At 72.2% G+C, this 18,324-nt stretch carries 16 protein-coding genes; 5 read left to right on the top strand and 11 right to left on the bottom strand.

Annotation, left to right across the window (positions count from 1 at the left end):
• Positions 1–15 precede the first annotated feature (15 nt).
• Positions 16–558, top strand: a complete 543-nt coding sequence (locus tag BZB76_RS29980; protein ID WP_121437781.1) for a methylated-DNA--[protein]-cysteine S-methyltransferase — start codon at positions 16–18, stop codon at positions 556–558.
• A gap of 39 nt (positions 559–597) precedes the next feature.
• Entirely contained in the window at positions 598–1,203 is a 606-nt protein-coding gene (locus BZB76_RS29975; protein WP_170180818.1) for a TetR/AcrR family transcriptional regulator, read from the top strand.
• A 506-nt stretch (positions 1,204–1,709) separates the two neighbouring features.
• On the opposite strand, the gene BZB76_RS29970 is transcribed toward BZB76_RS29975, so the two are convergent.
• The 5 genes from BZB76_RS29970 to BZB76_RS29960 form a co-directional block, all read right to left on the bottom strand.
• A complete protein-coding gene (locus tag BZB76_RS29970; RefSeq protein WP_121437780.1) occupies positions 1,710–2,198 on the bottom strand; it encodes a glutathione peroxidase in 489 nt (162 codons plus the stop codon).
• 93 nt (positions 2,199–2,291) lie between these two features.
• On the bottom strand, positions 2,292–2,456 hold the full coding sequence (locus BZB76_RS35020) for a hypothetical protein (RefSeq protein ID WP_170180817.1): 165 nt from the start codon (positions 2,454–2,456) through the stop codon (positions 2,292–2,294).
• A gap of 171 nt (positions 2,457–2,627) precedes the next feature.
• Positions 2,628–2,795 (bottom strand): hypothetical protein, encoded by a 168-nt coding sequence (locus tag BZB76_RS35015; RefSeq protein ID WP_170180795.1) that lies wholly within the window; start codon positions 2,793–2,795, stop codon positions 2,628–2,630.
• A 76-nt stretch (positions 2,796–2,871) separates the two neighbouring features.
• On the bottom strand, positions 2,872–3,168 hold the full coding sequence (locus BZB76_RS29965) for a hypothetical protein (protein WP_121437779.1): 297 nt from the start codon (positions 3,166–3,168) through the stop codon (positions 2,872–2,874).
• A gap of 38 nt (positions 3,169–3,206) precedes the next feature.
• Positions 3,207–4,379 carry an LCP family protein gene (locus tag BZB76_RS29960; RefSeq protein WP_121437778.1) on the bottom strand — a complete coding sequence of 391 codons (1,173 nt, stop codon included), beginning with the start codon at positions 4,377–4,379 and terminating at the stop codon, positions 3,207–3,209.
• Between the two features lie 175 nt (positions 4,380–4,554).
• Here BZB76_RS29960 and BZB76_RS29955 point away from each other — a divergent pair, with 175 nt between their 5' ends.
• Both BZB76_RS29955 and BZB76_RS29950 read left to right on the top strand, forming a co-directional pair.
• Positions 4,555–6,546, top strand: coding sequence for an ABC transporter ATP-binding protein (locus BZB76_RS29955; RefSeq protein ID WP_246007303.1), 1,992 nt, complete (start codon positions 4,555–4,557; stop codon positions 6,544–6,546).
• Positions 6,547–6,652: 106 nt separating this feature from the next.
• A complete protein-coding gene (locus BZB76_RS29950; RefSeq protein WP_147449602.1) occupies positions 6,653–7,201 on the top strand; it encodes a hypothetical protein in 549 nt (182 codons plus the stop codon).
• Between the two features lie 228 nt (positions 7,202–7,429).
• Here BZB76_RS29950 and BZB76_RS29945 read toward each other — a convergent pair whose 3' ends face one another.
• Positions 7,430–11,029 carry an AAA family ATPase gene (locus tag BZB76_RS29945; protein ID WP_147449601.1) on the bottom strand — a complete coding sequence of 1,200 codons (3,600 nt, stop codon included), beginning with the start codon at positions 11,027–11,029 and terminating at the stop codon, positions 7,430–7,432.
• Positions 11,030–11,244: 215 nt separating this feature from the next.
• On the opposite strand from BZB76_RS29945, the gene BZB76_RS29940 reads away from it, so the two are divergent.
• A complete protein-coding gene (locus tag BZB76_RS29940; RefSeq protein ID WP_170180816.1) occupies positions 11,245–11,580 on the top strand; it encodes an STAS domain-containing protein in 336 nt (111 codons plus the stop codon).
• Between the two features lie 412 nt (positions 11,581–11,992).
• Here BZB76_RS29940 and BZB76_RS29935 read toward each other — a convergent pair whose 3' ends face one another.
• The 5 genes from BZB76_RS29935 to BZB76_RS29915 form a co-directional block, all read right to left on the bottom strand.
• Positions 11,993–12,766: an SGNH/GDSL hydrolase family protein gene (locus BZB76_RS29935; RefSeq protein WP_121437773.1), complete on the bottom strand. Its 774-nt coding sequence runs from the start codon at positions 12,764–12,766 to the stop codon at positions 11,993–11,995.
• 156 nt (positions 12,767–12,922) lie between these two features.
• Positions 12,923–13,528, bottom strand: coding sequence for a GTP-binding protein (locus tag BZB76_RS29930; protein ID WP_246007328.1), 606 nt, complete (start codon positions 13,526–13,528; stop codon positions 12,923–12,925).
• A gap of 40 nt (positions 13,529–13,568) precedes the next feature.
• Entirely contained in the window at positions 13,569–14,042 is a 474-nt protein-coding gene (locus BZB76_RS29925) for a DUF742 domain-containing protein (RefSeq protein ID WP_121437772.1), read from the bottom strand.
• A gap of 30 nt (positions 14,043–14,072) precedes the next feature.
• On the bottom strand, positions 14,073–14,522 hold the full coding sequence (locus BZB76_RS29920; protein WP_121437771.1) for a roadblock/LC7 domain-containing protein: 450 nt from the start codon (positions 14,520–14,522) through the stop codon (positions 14,073–14,075).
• Positions 14,519–17,842, bottom strand: a complete 3,324-nt coding sequence (locus BZB76_RS29915) for a sensor histidine kinase (protein ID WP_170180815.1) — start codon at positions 17,840–17,842, stop codon at positions 14,519–14,521. Before BZB76_RS29915 ends, BZB76_RS29920 begins: the two co-directional genes overlap by 4 nt.
• Positions 17,843–18,324: the final 482 nt, after the last annotated feature.

The following is an 18,324-nucleotide window of genomic DNA, read 5'->3' as shown; positions in this document are numbered from 1 at the left end:
AAGGAGCGCCGCACGATGACCGAGACCCTCGCGTTCGGCACGGTCGACACCGTGCTCGGACGCCTCCTCGTTGCCGAGACGGAGACGGGGGTCGTGTCGCTGCACTTCCGCGACACCCCCGCCGCCCGCGACCGCACCGCCAAGGCGACGGGCCTGCCCGTCGTGGACGCGCCCGCCCGCCTGGCGCCCGCCCTGTCGGCGCTGCGCGACTACTTCACCGGCGACCTGAAGCGGTTCGAGGTGCCGATCGACTGGCGACTCGTCTCCGAGGTGCAGCGGCAGGTGCTCTCGACGCTGTACGAGACCGTCCCGTACGGGAACGTCGTCACCTACGGCGACCTCGGCCACCGCTCCGGCACCGGGGTGCACGCGCAGGTCATCGGGCAGGTGATGGGCGCCAATCCGATTCCGCTGATCGTGCCGTGCCACCGCGTCGTCGCCTCCAACGGCCTCGGCGGCTACAGCGGCGGCTCCGGCGTGGAGGTCAAACGGTGGCTGCTCACCCTGGAGGGCGCGCTGCCCGCCACCCTCGACTGGGACCTCACCCGCGGCCCCTGAGCACGGCGCGGACGGGCCGACCGCTCGTAGGATGGGCGGGTGCCGAAGATCAGTGAGGCGACCGTGGCGGCGCATCGGGCGCGGCAGCTACGGACGCTGCTGGACGCCGCGCGGACGCTCGTCGCCGAGGAGGGCATCGAGGCGCTCTCGCTCGCCGCGCTGGCACGGCGGGTGGGCCTGTCGCGGCCGAGCCTGTACGAGTACTTCCGGTCGAAGGACGACCTGGTCGCCGCGATCGTCGAGGAGGAACTGCCCCGGTGGGCGGCGCACGTCGAGACGGCGCTGGCCGGCCCGGACGATCTCGGCGGCAAGGTCGAGGCCTACATCAGGTCCCAGTTGGAGGTCATGACGGACGGACGGCACGCCGCCGCCGTCGCCCTGGTCGAACACGCGCTCGCGGAACCGGCCCTGGAACGCATCCGGGACGGCCACGCGCAGCTGCTACGTCCCCTGGTCACCGTCCTGGAGGACGGCGGCGTCCCCGACGCCGCCGTCCGCGCCGCGCTGATCCAGGGCCTCGTGGACGCCGCCGCCCGCCTCGCCCAGCGCACCCCGTCCAACGCGGACACCATCGTGACCGCAACCCTGGCACAGGCCGTCCACGGCCTCACCCCCACCGAACCCCGAACGCCCTCCACCCCCTAAAGGCCCCGCCACACCCACCCCGATCGCTGCGTCCACTCCCCAGCGAAAGCGCTCCCCAGAAGCGAACGCCACACGGCGAGCTTCCTCCCGATCCCGGCGACCACCCCGCGACAACGCTGAGAGGCCGACCCGATCACGGCATGCCGCTCCCAGGGGAAACACGCCCCCTGCAGATGAACGCCAGGCAAGAAGGTTCCTCTCCAAGGCAGCGCCCACCCCGACCGACAACACCCAAGGGGCCAACCTGATCGCGGCATGCCGTCCCGGGTGAGAGCACGCACACCGCAGATGACGCCAGGCGAAGAGGTTCTTCTCATGGCGGTCGACGTGACCGACCACGCCCGAAGGCCGACCCGATCGCAGGCTGCCGCTCCAGGTGGTAAGCGCCCACACCCGCAGGGGAACGTCAGGCGAAGGTTCCGAGAGGGCCTTCTCGGTCGGCAGCGCCCGAGCGGCGACCCTCGCGGGTGTCGTTCTCGGGTGGGTGTGCGTGGTCGCGGGTGGGGTTAGGCCGGGAGGTGCTTTTCGATGGCGGTGGTGATGTCGGGGGACTCGGGGTCCGTCTGGGGTGCGAAACGCGCCGCCACGGTGCCGGTGGGGGTGATGAGGAACTTCTCGAAGTTCCAGCGGATGTCGCCGGTGTGGCCCTCGGCGTCGGGCACGTCGACCAACGCCTGGTACAGCGGATGGCGGCCGTCGCCGTTGACCTCGACCTTCTCCGTCAGCGGGAAGGTGACGCCGTAGGTCGTCGAGCAGAACTCGGCGATCTCGTCGGCGGTGCCGGGTTCCTGTCCCATGAACTGGTTGCAGGGAACTCCGAGGACGGTGAAGCCGCGTTCCGCGTACCGCTCGTGGAGTCGTTCCAGACCGGAGTACTGCGGGGTGAGGCCGCACTTGGAGGCGACGTTGACCACGAGCACGGCCTTACCACGGTACTGGCCCAGGTCGGCGGAGCCGCCCTGGAGACCGTCGATCTCTACGTCGAAGACAGACATGAGGCCGATCTTAGGAGATCACTCCGCGTGACCGGCCCCGTCCCCGACGGTGTTGTCGTCGTTCAAACCTTCGGCGTTGGCGCCGGGGCGGCCTCAGCTGCCCGGGCTGCCCAAGGCCTCGACGAAGGAGGCGAGCTGGTTACCCGCCGTGCCCAGTTGGCTGAAGGCGTTGTTCACCACTCCTGCCGCGTCCGTCGGTGAGCTGAGCAAATAGAAGATGACGAAGGCGATCGCCACATAGCGGAGGTTCTTCTTCATCCGTACGCCGTCCCTGGTTGTAGCGCAGCGACACAACTGACCCGATCCAATTGTGCCCAGGCGCGTCTGCCCGCAAAGCGCGATTTTACTGTGACGCGGAGGCAACCGCTTGCTGACCACACGCGAAAGAAGCCCCGTACCGGCGGGGGTACGGGGCCCTGGAACGGTCCGTCAGCTCGGGATAGCGCTCATGAACTGCGACAACGACTCGGCGGCGTTGCCGAGCCCGCTCAGGGCGTTGTTGACGAGATTCGCCGCTCCCTCGGGCCGGCTGATGACGTACCAGACGGTGAAGGCGATGGCGGCGATCTTCATATGCTTCTTGTTCACTTCGATCACCCTCCGCAGTGGATTGCCTGCGAAGAGTGATTCCCCGGGGTGGTCGGACGGAGATCAAGGCCGGTCAAAGACCGCGTCAGGTGTCCTTGGCGTGCGCGGTGAGGTACTCGATGTAGAGCGGACGGAGCGCGTCCGCCAGCTCGCCCTCCCCCGCGTGCGTGAACTCCTCCAGCAGCGACAGCCCGTGGAACAGGTCGAACTCGGCGCGGTCGACCTCGCCGATCGCGGCCGCGGCGGGCGGGATCGCGCGCAGCAGGTCCCAGAGGAAGCCGACGTCGCGCCGCTCCTTGGCGAGCCGCATCGCGCGGTCGTACAGGTCCTTGGACGGCAGCGCGTCGAGTTCGGCGGCGCCGTCCCGTGGCGTGTCGGACATGGTCCGACTCTAACCGCGCGGGGACGGGCCAACCCCGGTCATTTGGTGATGACGTCCTGAGGGATCGGCTGGTCCTGTTGGAGGGCCTCGAAGAGCCGGGACGCCTTGGACCTGTCCCAGGTGATGTACGCGCCCGCGCTGGGCGAGCTGCCGCTGCCGCCGATCGGGACGGTGGTGGTCACGCCGTCGTTCCCGCTGACGCCCTTCATCGCCCACATCATGCGGACGAGGTGGTGCAGGTGGTCGCCGTCGTCCACCAGGAAGTTGCTGGTGGCGTTCATGGCCAGCGGCACGCTCCGGAACGGGTTGAACATCGTGCCGGGGCTCGACGCCTTCTTCATCAGCGCCGCGAAGAACTGCCGCTGGTGCTCGACGCGTTCGAGGTCGGCGCGGGCGAAGGCGCGGGTGCGGACGTAGCCGAGCGCCTGCCCGCCGTCCAGCGTCTGGCAGCCGGCCTTCAGGTCGAGGCCCGCCTTGGGGTCCTTGATGTCGTCCTTGACGCAGATGTCGACGCCGCCTACGGCGTCGACCACGCCGACGAAGCCGTTGAAGCCGATCTCGGCGTAGTGGTCGATGCGGACGCCGGTGGCCTTCTCCACGGTCCGCACGAGCAGCTTCGGGCCGCCGAACGCGAACGCCGCGTTCAGCTTGTTGGAGCCGTGTCCCGGGATCGGGACGTAGGAGTCGCGCGGCAGGCTGATGAGGGACGTGCCACCGGAGCCGTAGTGCAGCAGCATCATCGAGTCGGTGCGCCGCCCGCCCGTGAAGCCGGTCTTGAGCCTGCGCTGGTCCTCCTTCGACAGGCCCTCTCGGCTGTCGGAGCCGACGATCAGCCAGTTCGTCCCGGGTGTGTCGGCGACCCGGCCGGGATAGTCCTCCAGCACGGCCTCCCGCTTCAGCCGCGAGTCGAGGTACACGTACCCGCCGACCGCGACCACGAGCAGGACGACCGTGAGGCCGCCGAGGACACGCGGCCAGCGACGCCTCCGGCGCCTCCTCGGCGGGGGCGCGCCGTACCGGCCGCCGTCGTCCCGTCCGTGTCCGGCGAGCTGGTCACCGGCGTACGGGTCGGCGTTCGAGTCGTAGGGATCGTCGTAGGTGTCCCGCCGGTAGGCGGGCTGCCGATGCTCCGCGCGCGCGAAGCCGTCCCCGCCGCGGCCCACCTGGCCGCCCTCCCCACGTGCCCAACCCTCGGGCCAGCCGTCGCTCATGCCGTAAACCCTAGACAACCCGGGGTGTTCGGCGCGTCCATCCGGCGCATGATTGTCCACTGCTACAAATCAACACCCTGTGTGACATATGCGGCGGACATCCTCCCTCGGAGGGCGCACACTGCCTAGGTCGGGCAGGACGGGCGGAGGACGGCACATGGGTGCACGACGGGCTTTGTCACGGTTCATTCGGTTACGGCGGACGGGACGGGGCCGCAAGTCCCCGCCCGCGCACCCCGACCTTCCGGAACTGAGCGCCCCCCGGTGGCACGCGCGGGACGCGGAGCTCGCCGAGACGGGGCTGGGCACGGTCGCGCGGCGGCTCCCGGCGGTGATCGTCCAGGCGACGGCCCTGGCGTGGCGGGCGAGCCGCGTCGACACCGCCGCGACGATCTCCCTCAACCTGCTCGCCGGGATCTTCACGGCGTTCTGGCTGCTCGCCACGACCGGTGTGCTCACCGCGCTGTTCAGCGCCGGTCCGACACCCGACCGGGTCCGTGACTCGCTGCCCTCGCTGGCGCTGGTGGCGGTCGCGGTGGCGCTGCGCGCGGGCCTGCAGGCGTGCGCGGGCTGGTCGCAGTCGCGGCTGGACCCGCAGGTCCAGCGGCTCGCCGAACTCCGGCTGTACGAGGCCACGACCGCGGTGCACCTCGCCGCGCTCGACGACTCCGACTTCCTCGACGACCTGCAACGCGCGAAGTTCCGCGGCCTGACGTCGGCGGCGCGGGTCGTCCAGCAGGCGGTGGACGTGCTCACCGGCGCCGTGGGCATGGTCGCGGCGGCCGGGACGCTCGGCGTGCTGCACCCGCTGCTGCTCCCTCTGCTGCTGCTGACCGCCGTCCCGGAGGGCTGGGCGTCCGTCCGCAGCGCCCGGATGCAGTACCTGACGATGCTGAAACTGGTCGAGGTCTCGCGGCGGAAGTGGATCCTGTCGGACCTGATGGTCGACCGGGAGCACGCCGCCGAGGTGCGCTCGTTCACCATGCGGGGCTTCCTGCTCGACCAGTACGACCGGTCGGCGGCCTATCAGCGGTCCGTGGAGCTGGACCTCGCCCGCCGCCAGACCGTCGCGAGGGTCACCGGGGACGCGCTGAAGGGCGTCGCGACGGCCACCGTCTACATCGCGCTGGGCCTCATGCTGTGGAAGGGGACGGTGCCGCTGGCGGTCGCGGGCACGGCGGTGCTCGCCATCAGGACGGGCCAGTCCTCCCTCGTCAACCTCGTGTACGCCGTCAACCAGTGCTACGAGGAGGGCCTCTACTTCGGCGACTACCTGGACTTCTGCGCCAAGGCGGAGGACAGGGTCCCGCGCCGCGCGCTGCCGCCCGCCCCGTCCGACGGGACGAAACCGCGCGGGCGGCTGCCCGACGCCTTCGCGTGCGTCACCGTGGACGACGTCACGTTCACCTATCCGGGCGCGGACACGCCGTCCCTCAACGGCATCTCCCTGCGGCTGCGCGAGGGCGAGGTGGTCGCGCTCGTCGGCGAGAACGGTTCGGGCAAGACGACCCTCGCGAAGGTCATGGCCGGGCTGTACGACCCGGACTCCGGTGAGGTCCGGTGGGACGACGTGCCGCTGAGGACGGTGGCGCAGCAGGACGTGTGGGAGCGCGTCGCCGTCATCGCGCAGGAGTACACGCACTGGCCGATGACCGCCCGGCAGAACATCACGATGGGCCACGGCGACCACGCGCCCGCGGACGACGGGTCGGAGGATCCGAAGATGCTCGACGCCGCCCGCGCGTCCGGGGCCGACGAGGTCGTCGACGAGCTCGTCCGCGGCTACGACACGCTGCTGGACCGCCGGTTCAAGGACGGCGCGGACCTGTCGGGCGGCCAGTGGCAGCGGCTCGCCGTCGCGCGCGGCTTCTTCCGGGACGCGCCGCTGCTGATCTGCGACGAACCCACCGCGGCCATGGACGCGCGGGCCGAGCACCGCCTGTTCGAGCGGATCCGCACGCATGCCGAGGGCCGGACCGTCCTGCTGATCACGCACCGGCTGGCCAGCGTCCGCTATGCCGACCGGATCTATGTGCTGGAGCACGGCAAGGTGATCGAGGAGGGCGACCACGCCGCGCTGATGGCGCTGGACGGCGTCTACGCCGAGCTGTACTCCCTCCAGGCCGCCGCCTACGGGGTCGCCGACACGCGGACGCGTCCCGGCTAGCCCGAGCCGCCCCACACCGAGCCGACCGGTTCCGGCCGAAACAGCCTGATTTCACCGGCCCGCGGCGACCGGGAACGGCATGATCGCGATCATGAGGATGCGAACGATGTTCACAATGGTGGCCGCGATCGGAGCGACCGCCGCGCCGGCCGGGTGCGGAGGCGACGGTTCGAAGGCGTCCCCGACGGCGACCGTCACGGTGACGGTCACGGCCGACCCGGCGGGCGGCCCGGCGATTCGCCCGACGGGTCGGCAGCTGACCGCGGCGCAGGTGCTCACCGGGTTACGGCGGGTGGGGATGCCGATCAAGGTGGCCGTGGTCTACACGGCGCGCACGGACCCGAACGGGCACCTGGGGCGGCCGAGACAGTACACGAGCAAGGCGGCCTGCACCGATCGAAGGGTCCCGGCGGCGAAGGCGTCGAGCGCCGAGCGCGGGTCGGTGGAGCGGGGCTGCGGGGTCGAGGTGTACCCGACCGAGACGGGCGCGCGGGCACGGTCGGAGTACATCCAGCAGACCCTCGGCGCGCTGGGCGGGGTGGCGGGCTCCGAATACCACTATGTGCGCGGCGGGGTGCTCCTGCGGGTGTCGGGGTTCCTGACGCCGGGGCAGGCCAAGCAGTACGAGACCGCGCTGGCCCGGGTGACCGGTTAGAAACCGGGCGACTCGGAAACCGAACGACTCGGAAACCGGACCGGGCGGCTCGGCAACCAGACCGCTCGGCAACCAGACCGCTCGGCAACCAGACCGCTCGGCAACCAGACCGCTCGGCAACCAGACGGCTTGGGAACCAGACCGCTCGGGAACCGGGCGGCCGCGGACGCTGAGTCCCGCTCCCGCAGGGCCGCCCACGCGGCCGGTGAGAGTCCGGAAGCGGCCCGGCTAGATGTAGGGGCCGACGGAAGGTTCGGCGGGCGGCGCGTCCGGCAGGTCGACCGGGCGCAGCAGCCCCACCTCGGCGGAGTCGATCCCGGCGGGCGACTCGTCGTGCGCGGCGGTGATGCGCCTCGCCTGCCGGGAGATCGCCGCCTCCAGCAGGTTCCGGACGAGCCGGGCGTTGCCGAACGAGGCGTCCCGTGGATGGGCGGCGACGAGCCGGCGCAGCGCGGGAAGGACGCCGGGCGCGAGCGCGAACCCCGCCTCCGCCGCCATGAACTCGAAGATCGTGACGAGTTCGTCGGAGGAGTAGTCGGGGAAGCGCAGCAGCTTCGGGAACCGGGACCTCAGGCCCGGGTTGGCCGTCAGGAAGCGTTCCATCTCGCCGTCGTAGCCCGCGACGATGACCACCAGGTCGTCGCGGTGCTCCTCCATCAGCCGCAGCAGTTCGGCGATCGCCTCGTGGCCGAAGTCGCGGGGGTCGCCGCCCGCCGACGACAGCGCGTACGCCTCGTCCACGAACAGCACGCCGCCGAGGGCGCGTTCGACGGCGGCCCGCACCCGCGGCCCGGTCTGCCCGATGAACTCGGCGACGAGGTCGGCGCGGGTGACCTCCACCAGGTGTCCGGACGACAACAACCCGAGCCGCGCGTACACGGCCGCGACCAGCCGGGCGATCGTCGTCTTCGCCGTGCCGGGGTTGCCCATGAACACCATGTGGCGGGACGGGGGCGCCGGCGCCAGCTTGGCGTCACGCCGCAACTGCTCGGCGCGGACCTCGGCGACCAGGGACGCCACCTCCCGCTTGATGTCGGCCAGGCCGATCAGCCGCTCGATCTCGGCGAGCGGGTCGCCGGGCACGTCGTCGCGGCCACGGCTGAGCGTGTCCGGGACGTCCTCGGGAAGGATCTCGTCCAGCGACTCGGTCTCGTCGACGACGCCGTCGGCGAGGACGCGGCGGCCCTGCATCGCCACCGCCCGGTCCAGCAGGTGGATCATCGCGCGGGCGTTGCCGAACCCGCGTTCGCGCGGGGCGGACTCGGTGAGCTCGCGGACCTTGTCCAGGACGCCGGGGGCCAGCGCGAAGCCGGCGTCGGCGGCCTTGGCCGCGAACACCTCGACCAGCTCGGCCACCGTGAGGTCGGGGAACCGGACGGTGCGCGGGAAGTGCGCGGCAAGGTCGGGATGCGACTTCAGCAGCCCGTTCACCTCCGCCTCCGGGCCCGTGAGGACGACGACGAGGTCCTCGCTGTGCGCCTGGACGCCGGTGAGCAGCACGTCCAGGACCTCGCGGCCACGGGCGGCGTCCGGCGCGGCCGACACCAGCGCGTGCGCGTCGCGGACGACCAGCACTCCCCCGTGCGCCTGCTCCACCGCCCGGCGGACCCGCAGGACGCTCTCGCTGGCGTACTCGCCGAGCAGGTCGGCGCGTTCGACCTGGACGAGATGGCCCGACGACAGCAGCCCGAGGTCGGCGTAGATGCGGCCGAGGATCCCGGCGACCTTGCTCTTGCCGGTGCCCGGGTTCCCGGTGAACACCAGGTGGCGGGGCCGTGTCCGCGCCGTCATCCCGGCCTCGCGGCGCAGGCGCGCCGCCCTGGCCTCGGCGACGAGCGCGTCCACCTCCCGTTTGGCGGACTCGATCCCGGCGCAGGCGGCCAGCTCGGCGAACGGGTCGCTGTCGGCGGGACGGCCCGGGATGAGCCGCTGCGGCAGGTCGTCCGCCATGACCCGTGGCCGCGCGCCGTTCATCCCGGTGTTCGTGCCGGTGTTCGCTCCGTCCCGGGCGCGCAGCGCGGCGGCGGCGACCGCGCGGCCGGCCATGTGCTCGACCAGCCGGGCGCCGCGCAGGTTCCGCAGCGGCGGGGTGCGGGCGAGCACCTCGCCCGCCGCCGTGGCCACGTCCGGGGCGACGTCCGCCCCGCGACGCATGACGGCCCGCGTGAACAGCTCGGCGAAGTCGTCGTCGCCGAAGTCGCGGGTGCGGGCCACGTCGAACGACCGCACGAGCGCCGGGTTCGCGTCGAACAGCCGCCGGTCGCCGCCGGGACGGCACAGCGCGACGACGTCGAGGGACGGCGAGCGCGCCATGAGCCGCCGCAGCTCCTCCACGGCGGCGGCGCCGCACCGCTCGTGCGCGGCGAGCTTCTCCAGGTCGTCGACGACCAGGAGCATCCCGGACTCCAGGCAGTCGCGGACGCGGGCCTGGAGCCACAGGACGGCGTCGCTCACCCCGAGCGACGCGAACACCTGATCGGAGATCCACAGTGCCTCGCGGACCGCGCCCTGTTCGGCGAGCGTGCGTTCGACGGCCTCGGCGGCGGTGCCCTTGCCGGTGCCCTCCGGACCGGACACCAGCAGCCGCACGGGACGCCCGTCCGCGAGCCGCACTCCCACCGCGTCCGCGACCACCCGGGCCAACTCCGGCTGCCCGACCAGCGCGTCCTCGACGGCCACGCCGCCCTCCCGGTCGCCCGCCCGATCGGCGCGGGGCTCGTCCCGGCCGGCGCCGAGCGACGCGCCGAGCACGTTGACGACCCGCCGCATCGTGAACAGCCGCCGCACGTCCGCCTGGAACAGGCGCACGGGCACCCGGCAGCGCGGGCTGACCGCCGCGTCGGGCAGCCCCTGGACCGCGCCGGTGACGCGCACCGCCATGTCCAGCCAGGCGCGGGCGGCGTCGGCCTCCCCCGCGACCAGGCCGCGGGCCAGCCACGCGCGCACCTCCTGCTGCCACGCCTCGGTGGAGAAGGCGCCGCGGGCCGCGCGGAACCGCTCCTCCACGTTCTCGTAACGCCCCGTCCCGAGTGCCACCGCCAGCTCGGCGGGGACGACGGAGGCCTCGGCCGCCAGCAGCAGCCGGGCGAGCGCCACGTCGGGCTCGTCACCGTCCGCGACGGTCCCGGCCAGGCGCTCGTGGGCGGCGTCCAGGCCGGCGCACGCCCAGCCGAGGTAGCCGACCGGTCCCGCGAGTTCGGGCAGGACGCTCAGTTCCTCGTCGGTGAGCCCGGCGGCCCAGGCGTCCTCCAGCCGCGCGATGGGGACGCTCATGTCCTCCTCGCGCAGCTCGGGGTCGGCGGCGCGGCGGTCGAACAGGTCCATCAGCGCCCGCCTGCGGCGCTCCACCGGCTCCAGGCCCTCGAAGACGTCGAGCCCCTCGCGCGCCAGCTCGAACATCACGGCGCGCCGCTCGCGGTCGGCCCCCGCCGGTTCGGGCAGCCACAGGCCCGGCGGCCGCCACCGGCCGCCCTGCGTGAACCACGCCACCGGTTCGCGGACGGCCGGCTCCGGCGTCGCGAGGAACGCCGACAGCAGCTCGTAGTCCACGTCGCCCCGCGACCCGCCCCGGACCGCCGACGCGCCGAGCAGGAACGTCAGCAGGGACCACTGCTCGGCTCCCGCCGCGCTGGTGCCGTCCCCGTAGAAGTCGCTGAGCTGCCGGGTCAGCACGACGGCCCGCGGATCCCGGTTGTACTCCACGGCTCGTTCGCGCATCTCCTCGTACAGACCGTCCGGCACCCGCCAGGGGCCGTGCGCGTAGACGTCGAGGACGGGCTCCTCGGTGAGGAGCACTTCGAGATGGTCCGGCAACCGGGGGGAACTCACCTGGGGGGGTCCTTACCTGTCCGCAACTTGTCCGCACATGACCGCTACTTCTCCGCGGCGGGTCGGGCATGACGTCGCACAGCACCTTATGGCCCGGCGGCACGGCGTCACATCCCCGTCGCGCGGCGGGTTGGCAGTACGTCCTTCCTCGGCAATAGTTGTCACACGGAAAGCGTCACCGGGACGGACGCGCGTCGACGGGAGGGGATCGCCTCGTGCCGCCTTTTGAAGTGACCACCCGGCCACATGAGGGGCGCGCCGTGGTGCGGCTGCGCGGAGAACTCGACATCGCCTCCGCGGACGAGTTGCGCAGGCACCTGAACGACGCCCGCCGCGAGCACGGGGAACGCCTCGTCCTCGACCTCACCGGCCTGGAGTTCATGGACTCCGGCGGCCTCTCGGTCATCGTCGCCTGCTTCAAGGCCACCACCGCGGGCGGCGGCGGCCTCACCCTCGCCGCGCCGCGCCCCATCGTCCGCCGCGCCCTGGAGATCACCGGCCTGCACCGACGCATCCCCGTCACCGACACAGTCGAAGACGCACTGTGTTGATTGCAGGATCGGCCCACTCCGCTCGCCTGGCGGCTTGCCGCGTGGCCGGGGCTGGGCGGACGCGGCATCGCTTCGTCATGCGTCCGGTTGACGCGTTCGCGTGCCGGCTGAGGTCGCTGTGTTTATTACAGGACCGGCCCACTGCGCTCGCCTGGTGCCTTGCTGCGTGGCCGGGGCTGGGCGGACGCGGCATCGCTTCGTCATGCGTCCGGTTGACGCGTTCGCGTGCCGGCTGAGGTCGCTGTGTTTATTACAGGACCGGCCCACTGCGCTCGCCTGGTGCCTTGCTGCGTGGCCGGGGCTGGGCGGACGTGGCGTCGCTTCGTGATTCGTCCGGTTGCGATCGCCTTCGGCTTTGCTGCGGCGGGCGGGGCACGCGTTCGTGCGTGGGGGTGAGGTCGCGGTGGGAGGGTCAGAGTGGCAGTGCGGTTGGGCGTTTCGGGCCGCGGCCGTCGCCGGTGGAGCGGCCCGTGGCGCGGCGGCCTATCCATGGCAGCAGGTAGGTGCGGGCCCAGCGGACGTCCTCGCGGCGCATCGTGAGCCAGTCGGCGGGGTCGAGCGGCGGCCACGGCTCGCGCCAGTCGCCCTCGACCGGGACGCCGATGACGTCGGCGACGAAGAGGGCCATGCGGCGATGTCCCTCGGGCGACAGGTGCAGGCGGTCCTCGTACCAGGCGCGCGGGTCGTGGAACACGCGCAGCGGCCACAGGTCGACGACCGTGCAGTCGCGGCGGTCGGCGATGGCGCGCAGGTGCATGTTGTAGGTGGCCGCCTTGCCCCTGATGCGGCCGCCGCTGCGCAGGCCGCGGGTGTCGAAGCCGGTGAAGACGACCACGCGGGCACCGGTGGCGCGCAGCCGGCGGACGGCGTCGTCGAACACGACCGCGAGCGCGTCGGGATCGGCGCCCGGACGGAGTATGTCGTTGCCGCCGGCGCAGAGCGTCACCAGGTCGGGGGCGAGTTCGACGGCGAGCGGCACCTGGTCGTCCACTATCTGCCGGACGAGCTTGCCGCGGACGGCGAGGTTGGCGTACCGCAGGCCCGGGTTGTGCGCGGCGATGTGCTCGGCGAGGCGGTCCGCCCAGCCGCGGAACCGGTCGTGCTCATCGGGGTAGGGGTCGTTCAGCCCCTCCGTGAAGCTGTCGCCGAGTGCTACGAATGTTCCGATCCGCTCCATTTCGCTCATCGCAACCCCCATCACCGGTTCATGGTAGATCACGTAGGAGATGATGCATCGGGGGCGGACGCCTACGCGACCGTAGCCGGCGCGGGGTGGGGCGTGACAGGGCCGGGTGACAGGGGGCGTCACAAGGGTGACGCGGCGGGGGGCGGAGCCGGAACGTCAGGTCCAGCTCGGGGAGGCGGCTCCAGGCTGGACACCGCCGGGCGGCAGGGCGGCGGCGGGGGCCGTGGCGTGCACCGTCATCGCGTGCTGGACCAGCGTGATCAGCACCTGCTTCGTGGACTCGCGGCTGCGCGCGTCGCACTGGATGATCGGCACGTGCGCGCTGATCGACAGTGCCTCGCGGATGTCCTCGACGGCGTACTGGAACTCGCCGTGGAACCCGTTGACGCCCACCACGAACGGCAGCCCGAGTTCCTCGAAGTAGTCGACGGCGGCGAAGCAGTCCTCCAGCCGGCGGGTGTCGACCAGGACGACGGCGCCGATCGCGCCGCGGACCAGGTCGTCCCACATGAACCAGAAGCGGTGCTGTCCGGGGGTGCCGAACAGGTAGAGGATCAGCTCGCTGTCGAGCGACACGCGCCCGAAGTCCATCGCGACCGTCGTGGTCGTCTTGTCGGGCACGGCCGACAGGTCGTCCACGTCGGCGCTGGCCGCGGTCATCACCGCCTCGGTGGTGAGCGGCATGATCTCCGAGACCGACCCGACGAAGGTGGTCTTGCCGACACCGAAGCCGCCACCGACGACGATCTTGACCGAGGTCAGCTCGGCCTCTCCGCCGTGCGACCCCGGGACCGGAACCTGGTCAGAGCTTCCGAAGGCCACTGAGCACCCTTTCTAGCAAGCGGAGGTCCGGCTGACCGCCGGTGGTGGTGGCGGGCTGCGACTGGTGCAGTCGCAACAGCCCTTCGACGGCCATGTCGGCCACGAGCACCCGCGCGACGCCCAGCGGCAGGCGCAGCAGCGCCGAGACCTCGGCGACCGAGCGCGCCGACCGGCACAGGTCCATGATCGCCCGGTACTCCGGGGTGAGCACGGCCACATCGCGCGGCGGGTACGGAGCCGCGGTGACCAGGGCCTCGATGGCCAGGTCGTAGCGCGGCTTGGTCCGTCCGCCGGTCACGGCGTACGGCCGCACCAGCGAGCTGGTGTCGCCCTCGTCAGCCTCGGGGGGCCGCCCCTGCGCGGGTCCCGGTGCCGGGGCGGGTCCGCGGCCCGGGTCCACCGGCCAGCCGCCCGGCCCCCCGGGCCCGCCTCCGTAGGGACTGCCTCGATCCATGTCGCCGACCTCCGTCAGAGTCCGTCACGATCAAAAGCGGGCGGGCCCGGCGCCCATCTCGGTCACGGGAGGCCCGGAGTACGGCGGCTGCTGTTCCTGGCCGCGCAGCGCGGGCGTCAGCACCCGGCCTACGCGCTCCACCAGCAGCGTCATCTCGTACGCGACTAGACCGAGATCGCAGTCGGGCGCGGCGAGGACCGCGAACACCGACCCGTTGGTGATGGACATGACGAACAACAGTCCGCGGTCCATCTCGACGACCGTCTGGTTGACGCCCCCGGCGTCGAAGATCTTCGCCGCCCCCTGGGTCAGGCTCATCAGCCCGGAGGCGATCGCCGACAGCTGGTCCGCGCGCTCGGGCGGGAACCCCGCCGAGTACGCCATCGGCAGACCGTCCGAGGAGACCACGACGGCGTGCGCGACCTTCGCGACTCGGTCCGCGAAGTTCGTCACCAACCAGTTGAGATCCTGCCCGCTCACCGGGTGCCTCCTGTCTCGCCGTCGTCGTCCGACGACGCTTCACCTGACGTGCCTTCGCCGCGAATCTCGTGGCGTCCCCGATGGACGCCGCGTTGAAGACTCGCGAAGCGGTTGCGTACGACGTCGGCCACCTGGCCGTGTCCCTGCTCCTGCCGGCCCTGCACAGCCTGCCCCTCGGCGGGGGCTCCCGGCAATGCCTGCGGCGCCGCGGCCGCGGGACCGCGGCCGGTCGCGGCGGGACCGCGCCCGGTCGCCTCGCCCTGCGCCGGAGCGGCGGGCGTCCGGTCGTTGCCGGCGGAGGCCGTGCCACGGCCCACCGCGCCCGGCACCCGGTTCTTGCCGGGCACCCGCTTGGGCAGCCCGACGTTGGTGCGGGTGGCCGTGACCGGCTCGCGGACGGCCTCGGCGGCGCGGAAGCCGGCGTCCGCCGGGGACTCCCAGCCCCGGACGGGATCCTCGCCCGCGGCGGCGTCGGACCTGCGCTGGAACCACTCCGACTGCATCGCGTCGAAGATCGGCGAGCGCTCGGGGAGCCGCGGCGGCGTCTTCGGCTCGGGCGGGGGCTGTGGCGGTGACTGTGCGGGCGGCTCGTGGCCGACCGGCTCGGGCACGGCGTCCTCCGGCGGATGGAAGCTGGACGGGGTCGGGGCCTGCGGTTCCCGTACCGCGGGCTCCGTCCACCTGACCTCGGAGGAGCCGTCGCCGTACGGGTCGGACGACGTCCGGTCGGATTCGCCGCCGAAGTCCCCGGCGACCTGCTCCAGCGGTCCGGTTCCCCACGGAATCTGCCGGGACGGCCCCGGTTCGGGCAGCATCGGCTGCGCCTCCGGGACGACGGACCGCGGATCCGTCTGCCGGTGCCCGCCCGGACGGCGGGCGCCGTTGCCCGTGTCCTGCTGTGGCCGCTCGTTGCGCGGCTGGAACAGGCCGTTCGGGCCGTCGTCGGTCGGGCGCCGCGGCAGCATCGCGCCGGGCCGGCGGACGGGCAGTTCGCCCGGCCTGCGCGGCGGCGGCTCCTCGTCGCCGTTGGCGGGGACGCCGTTGGTGGGGATGGCCGGCCCCTGCTCACCGGGGGTGAAGGGGGGCTGCGAGCCGGCGGGGGACGTGGTGTGGGGGCCGGTTCCGCCGACGGCGGGCACCGGTCCGGTCTCGTTCATGGCGTGCTGGGGGCCGGTCGTGCCGCGGGCGGGACGCAGCGGCCCGGTGCCGCCGACCATGGGGTGCGCGCCGCTGCCGCCGACCATGGGGTGGGCGCCGCTGCCTCCGGACATCGGCGGCCCGGCGGGCAGCTGGGCCGGTCCCTGTCCGTCCGGCCGGTACCCGCCGCCCGTGCCGATGGCGGGCGGCTCGGGCGTGGCGGCGAGCGCGGCGAGCTCGGCGTCGGCCTCGCGCGAACCGAGACCGCGGCTGCCGATCCCGGTGGACGCGCCGGGGGTGATCACCGCGTCGGGCAGCACCACGAACGCGGTGAGCCCGCCGCCCTGCGCGGCCCGCAGCTCGACGCGGATGCCGTGCCGGACGGCGAGGCGGCCGACCACGAACAGGCCCATGCGGCGGGCGGCGGAGAAGTCGATGACGGGCGGGTTCGCGAGCCGCCAGTTGGCCTGCTCCAGGTCCTCGGTCGACATCCCGACGCCGTTGTCGGTGATCTGCAGCATGGCGCCGCCACCGCTCAGCATCTGCCCCGACACGGTCACCTTGGTGTGCTCGGAGGAGAACACGGTGGCGTTCTCCACCAGCTCGGCCAGCAGGTGGACGAGGTCGTTGACGACGGGCCCGGCGACCGTCATGTCGCCCTGCACCCGCAGCGCGACGCGCTCGTACTGCTCGACCTCCGACAGCGAGGCGCGGATGACGTCGATCAGCGGGACGGCCCGGTTCCACCGCCGCACCTGCTCCTGGCCGCCGAGGACCAGGAGGTTCTCACAGTTGCGGCGCATGCGGGTGGCGAGGTGGTCGAGCCGGAACAGGTTGCCGAGCTGCTCCTCGTCCCGCTCGCTCTGCTCCAGGGTCTCGATCAGGCGCAGCTGCCGTTCGATCAGGGACTGGCTGCGGCGGGAGAGGTTGACGAACATCGCGTTGATGTTGCCGCGCAGGACCGCTTCGTCGGCGGCCAGTCGGACCGCCTCCCGGTGGACCTCGTCGAAGGCCCGGGCGACCTGGCCGATCTCGTCGGTGGAGTCGACGTCGATCGGCTCGACCTCGATACCGCCGGCCGCGGCCTCCGGGTCCCGGAGCCGGTCGACCAGGCCGGGCAGTCGGGTGCTGGCCACGTCGAGCGCGCCGGACTGCAGGCGGCGCAGCGGCCGCACCAGGGACCGGGCCATCACGATCGTGATCAGCAGGACGAGGGCCAGCAGGACCGCGACGATGATCGAGTCGACGATCGTCGCGTTGCGGGCGTCGCCCCGCCGCTCCGCGGCCACGTCCAGGATGTCCTGCGTCAGGTCCAGCTCCGTCAGGCGCATCTTGTTGATCATGTCGGACATGGCTTCCTTGATGCCCCCGGCGGGTCCGTCGCCGACGAGGTTGAGGGGAAGCCTCCCACCGGTCGCGGCGACCGCCGAGACCACCCGTTGCCGCATCATCCGGGCCTCGTCGACCCGGCCGCCGACCACGGTGTCCTCGAACACCTGCGCCTGCTCCAGGGTCACCGAGGCGCGGAAGGTCGCGATCTCACTGTCCTCCCGGGCGCGGGCGGCGGTGAGGGCGCCGATCTCGTCGGGCGCCAGCAGCCGCTGCCGCGCGCCGAGCAGCAGAAGCGCGCGCTCGCGGGAGACGGCCTCCTTGGCGCGGGTGAGCGCGCCGAGCGCCCGGCTCGCCTGGGCCAGTCGGTTGTCGACCACGTTCGAGGAGATGCTGCCGAGAACGGAGATCAGTTCCTCGATGGTCTGGGTGTACTTCTGCAGCAGGGTGAAGGGCGGCACCCTGGTGCGCATGACGAGGGTCCGCAGGGACTCGACGGCGTCCAGCCGGTTCATGACCGTGCGGGCGCCGCGGACGGCCTCGGAGCCGTAGGACGAGTCGATGACGGACGCGGCCTGCCGCACGGGCTGGATCTGGGCGTCCGTGCTGAACTGCGAGGCCTGCACGCCCGGCAGCAGCGTCTCGGCGCGTCCCGCCGCGCTGTACTCGACGGCCAGGTCGCGCTCGGAGGTGAACTCCGTGACGAACTGCGTGATGGCCGCGCCGAACTCGGCCATGCGCTCCACACGGCCGTACGTCTCCGCCTCGTCCGCGGAGTTGGTGATGCGCACCCCGGCGAGCACGACGGCGGCGACGGTCGGAACCAGGATCAGGACGATGAGCCGCTGCGGCACGCGCCAGTTCCGCAGGCTCAGTCTGCTGCCCGATCGTCTCGAGCGGTCCGACTGCACCTCGACGTTCCCGGGTCGAGGCCGGTCGCGACCTTCGTCGCTAGGTTGCATCCGCCGTTAACACCCTCTCCACACGATGTCGCACTCTCCGTGACCTCATCGGCACAAAGGGCTAAAAGCGACATAACCTCCACCCTAGGCGCACGACATTGCAGCACATCCACGGATAGGCCGCAAAGGACCATAGGCCAGTCGATATGACACAACGCCATGATCGCGATTTCGTGCCTATATGTCCGTTTTATCGAGCACGGAGGGTCACTCACCGTACACACACCCTCGGCAACCGAAGAGATGCGCACGGTAATCGAACGCCGCTCGCCTCGCGACCCTCGCCAACCGATCGCCGACCAGCGGATTCTCGGCCGTCTCCGCAGGACACGATCGATCACTCTCCGCATTGGTTCGACGATGGACGGTCACCG

The organism is Actinomadura pelletieri DSM 43383 (genome assembly GCF_003634705.1).
Classification (GTDB): Bacteria; Actinomycetota; Actinomycetes; order Streptosporangiales; family Streptosporangiaceae; genus Spirillospora; species Spirillospora pelletieri.
Note: the sequence above shows the minus strand (reverse complement) of the source record. Positions and strands in the feature narration are given on the sequence as shown.